Raw genomic sequence first — 14,308 nt, 5'->3', positions numbered from 1 at the left:
TCGCCTAGGCTTCCGCGCTGCGGCCCTTCATCGCGAAGATCCCTTGCGGACGCTTCTGGATGAAGATGATGATGAAGACCAGCACCGCGATCTTCGCGAGCACCGCGCCGGCCCAGCCTTCGATGAACTTGTTCAGGATGCCCAGGCCCATGGCGGCATACACGGTGCCGGCGAGCTGGCCGACGCCGCCCATCACGACCACCATGAAGGAGTCGACGATGTAGCTCTGGCCGAGGTCGGGACCGACGTTGCCGATCTGCGACAGCGCACAGCCCGCCAGGCCCGCGATGCCCGAGCCGAGCGCGAAGGCGTAGGTGTCGATGCGCGCGGTGTTGACGCCCATGCAGGAAGCGATCGGCCGGTTCTGCGTGACCCCGCGCACGAACAGGCCGAGCCGCGTGCGGCCGATCAGCCAGCCCATCGCGAGCAGCACCAGGCCCGCGAAGATGATGATGCAGATGCGGTTCCAGGGCAGCACGACGTTGCTCAGCAGGGTCAGGCCGCCGCTCATCCACGACGGGTTCTCGACGCCGACGTTCTGGGCCCCGAACAGCGAGCGCACCAACTGCTGCAGCATCAGCGAGATGCCCCAGGTGGCCAGCAGCGTCTCGAGCGGCCGGCCGTACAGGAAGCGGATCACGCCGCGTTCGAGCACCGCGCCGACCAGCGCCGAGGCCATGAAAGCCACCGGGATCGCCGCCACCAGGTACCAGCCGAAGGCCGACTCGGGGAAGTAGCGCTGAAAGATGCCCTGCATCACGTAGGTGGCGTAGGCGCCGATCATCATCAGCTCGCCGTGCGCCATGTTGATCACGCCCATCAGCCCGTAGGTGATCGCGAGGCCGAGTGCGGCCAGCAGCAGCACCGAGCCCAGGCTGATGCCGCTGAAGATCGCGTTGATGCGGTCGCCCCAGACCAGCGAGCCGTCGATGCTGGCGATCGAGGCGACGATGGCGGCCTTGACCTCGGCCTCGGTCTCGTCGGCTAGCCGCTGGTTCAGCAGCAGCTTGGTGTCGGGGCTGCGGCTTTCGCCCAGGTCCTTGGCGGCAGCCAGGCGCTTGCCCTTGTCGGTGCTCGTGAGCAGGCTGGCGGCGCGCACCAGTTCGAGCTGCGCCTTGATCTTCGGATTGCCTTCGGCGGCCAGCGCCTTCTCGACCATCGGCAGCCGCGACTCGTCGGGCTCCTTGAAGAGCGCCCGCGCGGCCTCGGCGCGCACCGCGTCGTCCTTGCTGGTGAGCTTGAGCGCGGCCTGCGCGGCATCCAGCGCGCCGCGCATCATGTTGTTGTTGACCACGTCCTCGGCGTCGTCGGGCAGCTTCTGCTCGACGCCGCTGACCGGGTCGTAGGCCTTGTCGTCCTTGATGACGAAGACCTTGTCGGCCGTGAACTTGACCGCATCGTCCGCCATCGCCTGGATGAAGGCGGCGGTCTTCTCGTCCGCCGTGAGCACGGCCTGGTTGAGCGCCGCGATGCGGGCCTCCGACTCGCCCGAAGCGATCGCCTTGGCCTCTTCCCTGGTCAGCGCGTGACCCGGGAGAGCAACCAGCAGCATCAACGCCGCCAGGCAAGAGTGAATAAGACGCATAAGAATTGAAGGCGGCGACGTGAGCGACTCTGTTTCAAAAACACCGCGGAACCGGCTTCGCCGGGCCGCTGGTGTTGCCCCCGGTAGGGGGTGGGCGCCCGGACACGAAGTGCCGGGCAACCTGGGGGCGAGCCCAGTTACATGGACTTTCCGGCCGGCTGGTCAGGCTTCTTGTCGTTGCCTTCGATGAACGGGCTCCACGGCTTGGCCTTGACCGGGCCCGGCGTCTTCCACACCACGTTGAACTGGCCGTCGGACTTGATCTCGCCGATGAACACGCTCTTGTGCAGGTGATGGTTCTTCTCGTCCATCTTCGACACTATGCCCGAGGGCGCGGTGAAGGTCTGGCCGGCCATCGCGGCGATCACCTTGTCGGTGTCGGTGCTCTTGGCCTTCTCGACCGCCTGCTTCCACATGTGGATGCCGATCCAGGTGGCTTCCATCGGGTCATTGGTCAGCGGCTTGTCCTTGTGGCCGGCGATGTTCTTGGCCTTGGCGTAGTCGCTCCACTGCTTGATGAACGCCGTGTTGGTCGGGTTCTTGATGCTCATGAAGTAGTTCCAGGCAGCCAGGTGGCCGACCAGCGGCTTGGTGTCGACGCCGCGCAGTTCCTCCTCGCCGACCGAGAAGGCCACCACAGGCACGTCCTTGGCCTTCAGGCCGGCGTTGCCGAGTTCCTTGTAGAAGGGCACGTTGGAGTCGCCGTTGATGGTCGAGACCACGGCGGTCTTGCCGCCGGCCGAGAACTTCTTGACGTCGGCGACGATGGTCTGATAGTCGCTGTGGCCGAAGGGGGTGTACTTCTCGTCGATGTCCTTGTCGGCCACGCCCTTGCTCTTCAGGTAGGCGCGCAGGATCTTGTTGGTGGTGCGCGGATAGACGTAGTCGGTGCCCAGCAGCACCCAGCGCTTGGCGCCGCCGCCTTCCTTGCTCATCAGGTAGTCGACCGCGGGGATCGCCTGCTGATTGGGCGCGGCGCCGGTGTAGAAGACGTTCTTGCTGAGCTCTTCGCCCTCGTACTGGACCGGATAGAACAGCAGGCCGTTCATTTCCTCCACCACCGGCAGCACCGACTTGCGCGACACCGAGGTCCAGCAACCGAAGATCACCGAGACCTTGTCCTGGCCCAGCAGCTGCTTGGTCTTCTCGGCGAACAGCGGCCAGTTGGACGCCGGGTCGACCACCACGGGCTCGAGCTTCTTGCCCAGCACGCCGCCCTTGGCATTGATGTCGTCGATGGCCATCAGCACCGTGTCCTTCAACACGGTCTCGGAGATCGCCATCGTGCCCGACAGCGAGTGCAGGATGCCGACCTTGATGGTGTCCTGCGCGAAGGCGGGCACGGCGGACAGGCTGGCGAGCGCGACGGCGGCGGTCATCGCCTTGAGTGTGAATCGACGTTGCATGGTGACTACCTTCTCCTGGTTTGGTTGGAACGATGGAGAGGAGTCTGCGGACGCGGCGGCAGAGCGGAAATACGCCCGGTGGCGTACGGAGCTTGCCTGGCTGGCTAGAAGAACCCCCGGGCGTAATTGATCGGCGCGTGGTCCGCCAGCTCCCGCAGCAGCACCGATCCCGGCCGCCAGGCATGCTCCGCCGCGTAGCTGGCCCGGCCCTGGATCCGGTCGGCCTCGATCTCGGACGGGCTCGGGTCGTCCACGCAGACGCCGTCGACGCAGCGGATGTAGCTCACGGTCCCGGTGTGGGCATAGAAGGACAAGGCCGGCGGCAGCTGCGTCACCACGTCGCAGCCGTCGACGATGCGCATCACGTGCAAGTCGGCCAGCGTGGACACGAAATCCGCATTGCCGACCCGCGGCGAACCGAGCGTGAGCAGCAGGGCCGGATTCAGCACGCTGGCGGCCAGGGTGGCGAGCGCGGCGCCCAGGCTGTGGCCGGCGAGGATCAATCGCTCATGCCGGTGCGCCTCGCCGTACAGCCAGTCCTGCACCTGCGGCAGCACCGACCGCGCCGCCTTGGCGAATCCGGCATGCACCCGGCCGCCGCTCTCGTTCCAGTCGGTCTGCTGGGCCTGGAGGTTGGTCGCCAGGTGGCGAATCTCGTCGGGCTGGGTGCCGCGGAACACGACCAGCGCAGTGCCGTCCGCCTGGAGGGTACCGATGGCCAGCGTGGCGTGGTCGCGGAACAGGGTCGGCGCGCCGAAGCCGGCGCAGTCGAAAGCCTGTGCCAGCCGCCGCATCTCGGCATCGGACTCCTCCGCCCGGTAGTAGGCGAGCCGCGCCGCCTCGACCGCCCATTGGGTGGGCGTGTAGCAGCGTCCGTCCTCGAACAGCGTCGGCTGCCGCTCGGGCGTGTAGAGCGCGGCCCGGCTGGCGTCGTAGGCAATGGAAGGCATCGGCAACTCCCGGCGGGTGGCGCTAGGGCCGCGGCGCGGCAAGCCGGAACTGGCGGGCTGCGAAGGCCCACACCAGCTTCGAGGCATCGGGGCCGGCGGCGTCGGTGAAGCGCATGCTCGGCGCCCCGCCGCTCCAGGCATGGCCCAGGCCGGCGATCTCGCACAGCGAGACCATCGTGCGGCCGCCACGGTTGAAATCGGTGACCCGCATCGGATGGCGCTTGCCGCGCTGCAGCGCCCGCGCGGCCACGGGCCGGCCGCCGGTGGCCAGCGCCCAGACCTCCGCGCTGCTGCCGGCGTTGCTCGGCGCGACCACGCTGTCGGCGTCGCCATGCAGGATCAGCAGCGGCGGCAGCGTGGTGAATGCCGCCGCGGCGCCCATCGCCTTGCCGACCGCGGTGGCCGGCATCGGCGGCACGTGCTGACCGCGCATGGCGCCCAGCGCGGTGGCGGGCGACTTGGCCGCGCCGGGCGCCACCCCCGAATGCATCGCGACCGCCTTGAAGCGCCCCGGATAGCGGGTGGCCAGCAGGGCCGCCATGCTGGCGCCGGCCGACAAGCCTGCGATCGCCACCCGGTCCCGATCGGCCGGATACAGCAGCAACACCTGGTCGATCGCGGCCATCAGGGTGGCGGCCTCGGCGTCGGCCTTGCCGGAGCGGCGGTCGTACCAGTTCCAGCAGCCCTGGGCGTTGGCCAGGCGGTCCTGCTCGGGGTAGAGCACCAGGAAGCGCTCGCGGTCGGCGACCCTGTTCATGCGGGTGGCGATCGCGAAGTCGCGGCCGGTCTGGGCGCAGCCGTGCAGCATGACCATCAACGGCAGCTTCTCGCCCGGGTCCAGCTGCAGCGCCGGCGGCCGGTAGAGGTGAAAGCGCCTGGCGCCGGCGGGGCCCAGGGCCGCACCGGCGATCCAGTCGCCGCGCCCCGGCGGCGGCTTGAGCTGCTGCGCCGCAGCACTCTGCACCTGCCGGGCAATGCGCTTGCCGCTGCCCAGCGTGGCCTGGGTGAGCGCCTTCAGGTTGCGCTTGTAGGCACGGGTCAGCGGGGAAAGGGAACGGCGGGGCATGGAGACGGGGGCAGGCAGCGGTGCATCGTTGCAAACACGGTAGCAGCTTCGCCCCCGGCCAGCTACCCTCTTCCTCCTCCTACGCGTGCTGGTTGCTCGTCCGAAGCAATAGCTGATTGCTGCTGTGTGCGCGTCGCCGCTATCGCGCTTCTGCGGCCCCTTGCTTGGCATCCACGACGCCCGCATGGAGGGCGTCGAACTTCGAGCGGTCGAATGCGGGCAGCACGTGCAAGCCAATCTCCCCCGCCTGCAGCACGGGAAGGGCCTCGCGGAAAATCGGCAGGTCCGTCGCAGCGGCATCTCGCACTTGCACGTCGAAGGTGCTGGTGACGATGTTCAATGCCGCCTGACCGATCAGTGGGAAAGGGGGGCCGGCGCGGAACTCCGTGCCTTTGCGCGGACGCATATGCGCATGGATTCGCCCCATATAGAACACCGACTGGGCCGGCACTTCGAACTCGAGGCCCAGCGGCACCATGAACGTGCCGTTCAGCGGGAAAACCTGGATTGTTCCGTGCAGCGCGTCAAGGCGGTACTTGCCGGGGGCCAATGCAAGTCGCAATGGGGTCACGTAGTGATCCCCGTTCTCGCCGTAGTCGATGAACGTGGTGTCCACTGCCACCATTTGCGATTTGCCAGTCGCCATGTTTCTGACGAACAGATTGCGCGGCCACGGCATCGTGCGGCTCTCCTCGCGGGTCTGCTCCAGCATCAGCAGGCCAATGGACTGCTCGCTCAAATCCAGTTGCTTCGTTTTCGAGCTCAGAGGCATGGAGGTTTCGCAAGCACTGAGCAGTGCGCCCGTGGCGAGCACGAGAAGGAGGCGGAACGCGCCAATCAGGATGGTTTTCATGTCGATCAAAAGTTGTAGGTCAACGAAAAGCCCGCGGTCACGCGCGCAGTGCGAAAGCCCTGGGGCTTGTGGACGGGTGCGCCGACGTGGCGCTGCTCCTCGATAACGGGACGGGGTTCGATGCGATTTGCGAATGCGCTGCCAGGAACGATCCGAGCAGGCCACAACCACGAGCAGCCGCGCCGACCTTCGCGGCACATCGGTCCAAGCCCCGCTCAGTCCGGGAGTTGCTGACGCTCAGCTCGTGTGTGGTGGAAGTACAGGTAGCCCAGGCCTAAGGGCGCGATAAAGACGGCAAACCCCCAGCAACAGACCATCGTCATCAGCTTCACGAACAGCATGGGCAGGGCGCTGACGAAGAACACGTTGGAGCCCATGATGAAACCGACGACCCTTTCGTAAACAAAGCGTGCGTAGGGATAGAGCAAAGTGTTCGCGACGAAGATGAGTACCATGCTGAGTGGCATGGCACCGCCTCTGGACGTCACCATGAACACGACGAGCGCGGGAAAAATTGCTCCGAAGAGAAACTGGCGCAGGTAGTACGTACGCGACAGGCCGCCGAACGTCTTGCTGAGGATTGGGGACATTTACATAGTTCTCGTTTTTGGATAACCGGTGCGCGCCGGGACAGCCAGACAAGCTCGCAAGGGAATCTATGCAGACCTCCGGGCGCCGTAAATCAGATTCATCCAAAACAATCTCGGAAATCTCTATTGACACTTTTCAATGGCGGATGAGCCTGGACGAGTTGCTGCAGGCGCGTTTCCATCGGACGACGAGCCTGTGTTGTGCAAAAGGCGTTCGGAGTTACTGCCGATAGGCGGCAGCTATGCGGGATGGATGAACATCGACTTTGAATGATCATCAGCTTGAGCGAGCTACGAATCCGTACCGTGGAAGACGTGCGCGCCGTGCTGGGCGGCACCGAGACCGTGGACTTTCCTCCCTGCTGCGGACTCCGGACGATCGGCCAATCCGCCCCGGGCCGATCCGCCGCCGAAGCGCCCGAAATTGCCCGGATCAGTACTTTTCGGGCACGTACATGCTGGCCGGGACCGGGTGGCGCAGGTAGTCGGCATTGCGCACCCGCGCCGGCAGCTCCACCGGCGCGTGCGGCACGTCGTGGTAGGGCAGCTGGCCCAGCAGGTGGCTGATGCAGTTCAGGCGCGCCTTCTTCTTGTCGACCGCCTGCACCACCCACCAGGGCGCCTCGGGGATGTGGGTGCGGTCCAGCATCATTTCCTTGGCCTTGGTGTATTCCTCCCAGCGGCGGCGCGACTCCAGGTCCATCGGGCTCAGCTTCCACTGCTTCAGCGGATCGTGGATGCGGCCGAGGAAGCGCATGTGCTGCTCGTCGTCGGTGATCGAGAACCAGTACTTGATGAGCTTGATGCCCGAGCGCACCAGCATCCGCTCGAAGTCGGGCACGGTGCGGAAGAACTCCTCGTACTCCTCGTCGGAGCAGAAGCCCATCACGCGCTCGACGCCGGCGCGGTTGTACCAGCTGCGGTCGAACAGCACCATCTCGCCGGCCGCCGGCAGGTGCGCCACGTAGCGCTGGAAGTACCACTGGGTGCGCTCGCGGTCGTTCGGCGCCGGCAGCGCCGCCACCCGCACCACGCGCGGGTTGAGCCGCTGCGTGATGCGCTTGATGACGCCGCCCTTGCCGGCCGCGTCGCGGCCCTCGAACAGGATCACGACCTTCTGCCGGCTGTGCTGCACCCAGTCCTGCAGCTCGACCAGCTCGCCCTGGAGCCGGAACAGCTCCTTGAAGTAGGCCTGGCGGCCCGCCTTGTCGGCGACCACGCCGGACTGCAGCTCGTCGAGGTTCCGGTCCTCGAGCTCGAGCTCGATCTCCTCGTCGTAGCTGTCCACCAGGTCGCGCGCGATCCGCGCCATCAGTTCGTTGTGGTCATTGAAGGTACTTGGCAGCGTCATGGTTCTACTCGGAGGGCGGAGGAATGCCCCATGCTGACGCCGCCGCATGACCGTCGCGTGACAGAAAACACGCAGCGACCGCGTCGTCACACAACTGACATGAAGCGCCGCCATCATCGGCGCGACTCCCACCATGCCCCCCGCACCATGAATTCGATCGCTGGCGCCTACGGCAGCGACGAAGCCGGGCTGATCTGCGGCTACCTCTTCGATGCCGCCGCCCCCGAACCGAGCCGCCCGGTCGACTCCGCCCAGGCCGCCGACTGGCTGGCCGCCGGCACGCCGCCCGGTGCCTACATGTGGCTGCACTTCAACCTGAGCCACGCCCAGGCCGAACGCTGGCTGCTGCGCCACGCGGGCCTCTCCGACCTCTTCTTCGAAACCCTGAAGGACGGGCTGCACTCGACCCGCATCGAGCGCGCCGACGATTCACTGATCGCGGTCATCAACGACGTCCACTTCGAGTTCAGCTTCGAACCGTCCGACATCTCGACCCTGTGGATCAGCGTCGGGCCGCGGCTGGTCGTGACCGCGCGCACCCAGCCGCTGCGCTCGGTCGATGCGCTGCGCACCGCGGTCAAGGCCGGCGATGCGCCGCGCTCCAGCACCGAGCTGCTGGAGCACCTGCTGCGCGTGCAGGCCGACGTGCTGGTGCGCATCGTGCGCGACGTGACCGGCCGCATCGACGACATCGAGGACGCGCTGCTGGCCGGCCGGCTCGACCACAAGCGGGCCCGGCTCGGCGTGCTGCGCCGGGTGCTGGTGCGGCTGCAGCGCCTGCTGGCGCCCGAGCCGGCGGCCCTGTTCCGGCTGCTGCAGAGCCCGCCGGCCTGGATGGCCGAGCCCGACGTGCTCGAGCTGCGCGGCTCGACCGAGGAGTTCTCGGTGGTGCTGCGCGACATGGGGGCGCTGCAGGAGCGCATCAAGCTGTTGCAGGAAGAGATCGCCGCCGACGTCAACGAGGACAACAGCCGCAGCCTGTTCGTGCTGACCGTGGTCACCGTGCTGGCGTTGCCGATCAACATCCTGGCCGGCCTGTTCGGCATGAACGTCGGCGGCATCCCGCTGGCCGAGCATCCCCACGGCTTCTGGATCGTGGTGGCCATAGTCATCTCTTTCACCGCAGTCGCCGCCTGGTTCGCCTTCCGCAACAAGCGGTAGAGTCCCCCTCGAGGGGGCGATACCAGCGGCCCGGCAAAGCCGGATCCGCGGTATCCCTGGGTTTGGAGCATGACGGTTTCATGTGCCACGGGTCATGCGAGCATGAGGTCGAGACAAAAATGAGGGCCGCCACGGGCAATTCCGAGAAAGAATAAACTCGTGCGGTGTCTTCCATCCTCAACGCCGACCTGCACTGCCACTCCGTGGTGTCCGATGGCACGTTGACACCCGAGGCACTGGCGGCCCGCGCCGCCGCCAACGGCGTCGAGCTCTGGGCCCTGACCGACCACGACGAGATCGGCGGCCAGCACCGCGCCGCCGCCGCCGCCCGCGAGCACGGCATGAAGTACCTCACGGGCACCGAGATCTCGGTCACCTTCGCCGGCGAGACGGTCCACATCGTCGGCCTGGGCTTCGACCCCGACGACGCCGCGATCAGCGAAGGCCTCTACGACACCCGCGGCGGCCGCGGCAAGCGGGCCATGGAGATGTCCGAGGGCCTGGCCCGGGTCGGCATCCACGGCGCCTACGAGGGCGCGCTGCGCTTCGTCGGCAATCCCGAACTGATCTCGCGCACCCATTTCGCCCGTTTCCTGGTCGAGGCCGGCCACTGCCGCGACACGTCCGAGGTGTTCCGCAAGTTCCTGACCGAAGGCAAGCCCGGCTACGTGCCGCACCGCTGGGCCACGCTCAAGGACGCGGTGCACTGGATCACCGCCGCCAAGGGCCTGGCCGTGATCGCCCACCCCGGCCGCTACAAGTTCACGGCCAACGAGGAATACGCCCTGTTCGTCGAGTTCAAGGCCCACGGCGGGCGGGCGATCGAGGTCGTCACCGGCAGCCACACGCCGGCCGAGTACGTCGAGTACGCCGACAAGGCGCTCGAATTCGACTTCGCCGCCTCGCGCGGCAGCGATTTCCACAGCCCCGACGAAAGCCACTGCGACCTCGGCAAGCTGCCCCCGCTGCCCGGCAAGCTGACGCCGGTCTGGGAGCTGCTGGAGCACCGCATCCAGTGAGCAGCCCGGCGAGCGAAGCGGTCGCTGCGAAGAGCACGCGCGACCTGGAGTCCGAACGCATCCTCGCCGGCATCGGCCTGGTGCTGCTGGCGGTGGCCTGCTTCGCCACGCTGGACACCGCCACCAAGCTGTCGACCGCGGCGGTGCCGATCCTGATGGGGGTCTGGGTCCGCTATATCTTCCAGGCGGTGGCGACCACGCTGGTGCTGCTGCCGCGTCACGGCACCGCGCTGCTGCGCACCCGCCATCCGCGCTACCAGCTGCTGCGCGGCGCCCTGCTGCTGGCCTCCAGCACCCTGGCCTTCTTCAGCCTGCGCTACATGCCGCTGGCCGAGTTCACCTCGATCGTGCTGATCGCGCCGCTGGTGATCACACTGCTGGCCGCCACCACTCTCAAGGAGCACGTGTCGCCGCTGCGCTGGGCGCTGGTGGCAGGCGGCTTCGCCGGCACGCTGGTGATCCTGCGCCCGGGTGGAGAAGCCTTCAGCTGGGCCATGTTCCTCCCGATCGGCCTGGTGCTGACCAACGCCTGGTTCCAGGTGCTGACCAGCAAGCTGGCGCAGACCGAGGACCCGCTCACGATGCACTTCTACACCGGCTGGGTCGGTGCGCTGCTGGCCTCCTTCGCCCTGCCCTTCGTCTGGGCCACGCTGCCGTCCTGGCACTGGTGGGCCCTCTTGTGCCTGATGGGCTTCATGGGCACGGTGGGCCATTTCATCCTGATCCTGGCCTACCAGCGGGCCCCGGCCTCCACGCTGACGCCCTACCTCTATGCGCAGATCGCCTTCGCCATGCTGGGCGGCTGGATCATGTTCTCCTATGTGCCGGACATGATTTCCCTGATCGGCATGGGCATGATCGCGGTCTGCGGGGCGGCCGGGGCCTGGCTGACGGTGCGCGAACGCCGGGTCCCGATCGAGCCCGCCGAATCATGAGCCCCGCGCTTCCTGACAGAATCGCCCCATGGCCCAGTTCTTCGAAGTCCACCCCGACAACCCTCAGCAGCGGCTGCTGAAGCAGGCGGTCGCCCTGCTGGCACGCGGCGAGATCGTCGCCGTACCCACCGACTCCAGCTACGCGCTGGCCTGCCACCTCGACGACAAGGACGCTGTCGACCAGCTGCGACGGATCCGCCAGGTCGACGACAAGCACCACCTGACGCTGATCTGCCGCGACCTGAGCGAGCTCTCGAACTACGCCCGGGTCGACAACAAGCAATACCGGCTGCTGAAGGCCGCCACCCCCGGCCCCTACACCTTCCTGCTCGAAGCGACCAAGGAAGTGCCGCGCCGGGTCAGCCATCCGCAGCGCAAGACCATCGGCCTGCGGGTGCCCGACCACCGGGTGCTGCTCGAGCTGCTGACGCTGCACGGCGAGCCCCTGCTCGCCACCACGCTGATCCCGCCCGGCGAAACCGAGGCCATGAACGACCCGACCCAGATCCGCGAGCGCTTCGAGAAGCAGATCGGCGCCGTCATCGATGCCGGCGCCTGCCCCTCGGAGCCGACCACCGTGGTCGACCTCACGCCCATGGGCGCGGGCGGCGAACCGCTGCTGGTGCGGCAGGGACGCGGCCCGCTCGCCGCCCTGGGGCTGTGAGTCGCCGAAGGGACATCCTTACCGTCTGAGACAATCCGGCGGTGGATATCCAAAACCTGATTCAAACCGTCCTGATCTACGCCCTGCCCGTGGTCTTCGCGATCACGGTGCACGAAGCGGCGCACGGCTACGTGGCACGGTACTTCGGCGACAACACGGCCTACGTGATGGGCCGCGTGACGCTCAACCCGCTCAAGCACATCGACCCCATCGGCACCATCCTGATGCCGCTGCTGCTCTATTTCGCCACCTCGGGCGCCTTCCTGTTCGGCTACGCCAAGCCGGTTCCGGTCAATTTCAACCGGCTGCGCCACCCCAAACGCGACATGGTCTGGGTCGCGCTGGCCGGCCCGGCGTCGAATTTCTTCCAGGCCATCGTGTGGGCGCTGTTCCTGGTCGGCCTGGTGGGTGCCGGCATCGATGAAACCTTTTTCATCAAGATGGCCCAGGGCGGCGTGCTGGTCAACCTCGTGATGTGGGCCTTCAACCTGTTCCCGCTGCCCCCGCTCGACGGCGGCCGCGTGCTGGCCGGCCTGCTGCCGCGCGGCGGCGCCCAGGAATTCCTGGCCCGCATCGAGCCCTACGGCTTCTTCATCGTGATGGGCCTGGTCATCGCCGGTGTCGTCAGCACCTGGTGGCTGAGCCCGCTGATGGCCTTCGGCTACCAGGCCATCTCCCTGCTGCTGAGCCCGCTCACCGCCCTCATTCGCTGAACCTCCCATGGCCCTGCTTCCCGACACGCCCATCCGCTTCCTGACCGGCATCACCACCAGCGGCACGCCGCACCTCGGCAACTATGTCGGCTCGGTGCGCCACTCGGTGCGCTTCAGCCGCCGCGACGACGTCCAGAGCTTCTATTTCCTGGCCGACTACCACGCGCTGATCAAGGTCGACGAACCGGCCCGCATCCAGCGCTCGACGCTCGAGATCGCCGCCACCTGGCTGGCCTGCGGGCTGGATCCGGAGCGGGTCACCTTCTACCGCCAGTCCGACATCCCCGAGATCCCCGAGCTGACCTGGTTCCTGACCTGCGTCACCGGCAAGGGCCTGCTCAACCGGGCCCACGCCTACAAGGCGCAGGTCGACAAGAACACCGCCCGCGGCGAGGACCCGGACGCCGAGGTCAGTGCCGGCCTCTTCATGTACCCGGTGCTGATGGGCGCCGACATCCTGATGTTCAACGCCCACAAGGTGCCGGTGGGCCGCGATCAGGTGCAGCACATCGAGATGGCGCGCGACATGGCGCAGCACTTCAATCACCTGTACGGCGAGCATTTCACGCTGCCCGAGGCCGAGATCGACGACGCGGTGGCGACCTTGCCGGGCCTGGACGGCCGCAAGATGAGCAAGAGCTACGACAACACGATCCCGCTCTTCACGCCGCGGGCCCAGCTGCAGAAGCTGATCAACGGCATCGTGACCGATTCGCGCGCCCCCGGCGAGCCCAAGGACACCGAGGGCTCGGCGCTGTTCCAGATCTACCAGGCCTTCGCCGACGACGAGGAGACCGAGACCCTGCGCCAGGCCTTCGCCGACGGCATCGGCTGGGGCGACGCCAAGCAGCTGCTGTTCGAGCGCATCGACCGCGAAGTGGCGCCGATGCGGGCGCACTACGAGGCCCTGCTCAACGATCCGGCCCAGATCGAGCGGATCCTGCGCGCCGGCGCCGAGAAGGCGCGCGCGCTGTCGCGGCCCTTCATGACCGACCTGCGCCACGCGGTCGGCCTGCGCAATCTCGCCAGCCAGGACAAGGCGGCGGCGCCCAAGGCGGCCAAGGTGGCGCGGCCGAGCTTCAAGCAGTACCGCGAGCGCGACGGGCTTTTCTACTTCAAGTTGCTCGACGTGAGTGGGGTCCAACTGGTACAAAGCCTGGGATTCGCATCGCCGCAGGAAGCGGGCCGGGCGATCGGAACGCTGCGACAGCAGCGCGGGGCGGCCCTGGCGCAGCTCGCGGCGCAGCTCGAGGCGCTGGATGACGAGGGTATGCGTGCGGCTTCGGCCGCACTGGAGGCGCTTGCTGCGGCCGAAGCGGCAAGCGAGGGTTAAACACGGTCAATACCCGCAGCGATGGGCCAAGCCCGACCTGCGGACACTGCGAGTAAATCATGAGTATCTATGTCATCGACGACCACCCCCTGATGCGCGACGCCATCGTGATGGTGCTGCGGCGCCTGCGACCGGCCGAGAACATCGTCGAACTCGAGCGCCTCGACAAGCTGGCGGCGGCCGTCAAGCAGCACGGCGCTCCGGGCCTGTTCTGCCTCGACCTGAAGCTGCCCGACACCACCGGCGTCTCGGGCGTGGTGGCGGTCAAGCTGGCCTACCCGGACGTGCCGATCGCGGTCTATTCGGCCTCGCCCTCGGCCGACATGGAAGAAGCCTGCATAGAGGCCGGCGCCGATACCTACATCGAGAAGTCGGCCAGCTCGGCCGAACTCACGGCCGCGCTGCGCGGCCTGCTGATGGCCGACACCGATGCCGAAGAGCCGGTGGCAGCCGCCAACAGCAAGCTGTCGAAGCGCCAGACCCAGCTGATCGCCATGCTCGACCAGGGCATGAGCAACCGCGACATCGCGACCGAACTCGACATCAGCGAGCACACGGTCAAGGTGCACCTGTGGCGCCTGTTCCGCCGCCTCGGCGTGAAGAGCCGCACCCAGGCGCTGCACCACGCCCGCACCAACGGACTTCTGTCGGGCTGACCCCCGGGCCGAGCTTCGCCGGCCAA

The 14,308-nt window shown here is 67.3% G+C and carries 14 protein-coding genes; 7 read left to right on the top strand and 7 right to left on the bottom strand.

The genetic code is table 11. The features are described 5' to 3' along the window. Positions 1-4: 4 nt before the first annotated feature. The 7 genes from urtB to ppk2 form a co-directional block, all read right to left on the bottom strand. Positions 5-1,552, bottom strand: coding sequence for an urea ABC transporter permease subunit UrtB (gene urtB, locus QTI45_RS00515; RefSeq protein ID WP_286369247.1), 1,548 nt, complete (start codon positions 1,550-1,552; stop codon positions 5-7). A 170-nt stretch (positions 1,553-1,722) separates the two neighbouring features. After that, positions 1,723-2,991: an urea ABC transporter substrate-binding protein gene (urtA, locus tag QTI45_RS00510; protein WP_286369246.1), complete on the bottom strand. Its 1,269-nt coding sequence runs from the start codon at positions 2,989-2,991 to the stop codon at positions 1,723-1,725. Positions 2,992-3,095: 104 nt separating this feature from the next. Then, positions 3,096-3,941, bottom strand: a complete 846-nt coding sequence (locus QTI45_RS00505) for a lipase family protein (RefSeq protein ID WP_286369245.1) — start codon at positions 3,939-3,941, stop codon at positions 3,096-3,098. 22 nt (positions 3,942-3,963) lie between these two features. Continuing rightward, positions 3,964-5,007, bottom strand: coding sequence for an extracellular catalytic domain type 1 short-chain-length polyhydroxyalkanoate depolymerase (locus QTI45_RS00500; RefSeq protein ID WP_286369244.1), 1,044 nt, complete (start codon positions 5,005-5,007; stop codon positions 3,964-3,966). Positions 5,008-5,146: 139 nt separating this feature from the next. Beyond that, positions 5,147-5,860, bottom strand: a complete 714-nt coding sequence (locus QTI45_RS00495; RefSeq protein ID WP_286653270.1) for a hypothetical protein — start codon at positions 5,858-5,860, stop codon at positions 5,147-5,149. 215 nt (positions 5,861-6,075) lie between these two features. After that, on the bottom strand, positions 6,076-6,450 hold the full coding sequence (locus QTI45_RS00490) for a hypothetical protein (protein WP_286369242.1): 375 nt from the start codon (positions 6,448-6,450) through the stop codon (positions 6,076-6,078). Positions 6,451-6,883: 433 nt separating this feature from the next. Beyond that, positions 6,884-7,801: a polyphosphate kinase 2 gene (ppk2, locus tag QTI45_RS00485; protein WP_286369241.1), complete on the bottom strand. Its 918-nt coding sequence runs from the start codon at positions 7,799-7,801 to the stop codon at positions 6,884-6,886. A 147-nt stretch (positions 7,802-7,948) separates the two neighbouring features. On the opposite strand from ppk2, the gene QTI45_RS00480 reads away from it, so the two are divergent. The 7 genes from QTI45_RS00480 to QTI45_RS00450 all read left to right on the top strand — a co-directional run bounded on the left by QTI45_RS00480 (position 7,949) and on the right by QTI45_RS00450 (position 14,282). Next, the gene (locus QTI45_RS00480) at positions 7,949-8,962 is read left to right on the top strand and encodes a transporter (RefSeq protein ID WP_286369240.1); all 1,014 of its coding nucleotides are present in this window, start codon (positions 7,949-7,951) and stop codon (positions 8,960-8,962) included. A gap of 164 nt (positions 8,963-9,126) precedes the next feature. Continuing rightward, positions 9,127-9,981: a 3',5'-nucleoside bisphosphate phosphatase gene (locus QTI45_RS00475; protein ID WP_286369239.1), complete on the top strand. Its 855-nt coding sequence runs from the start codon at positions 9,127-9,129 to the stop codon at positions 9,979-9,981. After that, complete coding sequence (locus QTI45_RS00470) at positions 9,978-10,916, top strand: DMT family transporter (protein ID WP_286369238.1); 939 nt, start codon at positions 9,978-9,980, stop codon at positions 10,914-10,916. Before QTI45_RS00475 ends, QTI45_RS00470 begins: the two co-directional genes overlap by 4 nt. A 28-nt stretch (positions 10,917-10,944) precedes the next feature. Further along, complete coding sequence (locus QTI45_RS00465; protein ID WP_286369237.1) at positions 10,945-11,580, top strand: L-threonylcarbamoyladenylate synthase; 636 nt, start codon at positions 10,945-10,947, stop codon at positions 11,578-11,580. A gap of 41 nt (positions 11,581-11,621) precedes the next feature. Continuing rightward, positions 11,622-12,293, top strand: coding sequence for a site-2 protease family protein (locus tag QTI45_RS00460; protein WP_286369236.1), 672 nt, complete (start codon positions 11,622-11,624; stop codon positions 12,291-12,293). A 7-nt stretch (positions 12,294-12,300) separates the two neighbouring features. Continuing rightward, positions 12,301-13,626: a tryptophan--tRNA ligase gene (locus QTI45_RS00455; RefSeq protein WP_286369235.1), complete on the top strand. Its 1,326-nt coding sequence runs from the start codon at positions 12,301-12,303 to the stop codon at positions 13,624-13,626. Positions 13,627-13,685: 59 nt separating this feature from the next. Next, positions 13,686-14,282 carry a LuxR C-terminal-related transcriptional regulator gene (locus QTI45_RS00450; RefSeq protein WP_286369234.1) on the top strand — a complete coding sequence of 199 codons (597 nt, stop codon included), beginning with the start codon at positions 13,686-13,688 and terminating at the stop codon, positions 14,280-14,282. The last annotated feature ends 26 nt before the right edge of the window (positions 14,283-14,308 follow it).

It is taken from the genome of Variovorax saccharolyticus, assembly GCF_030316765.1.
Lineage (GTDB): Bacteria > Pseudomonadota > Gammaproteobacteria > Burkholderiales > Burkholderiaceae_C > Variovorax > Variovorax saccharolyticus.
Note: the sequence above shows the minus strand (reverse complement) of the source record. Positions and strands in the feature narration are given on the sequence as shown.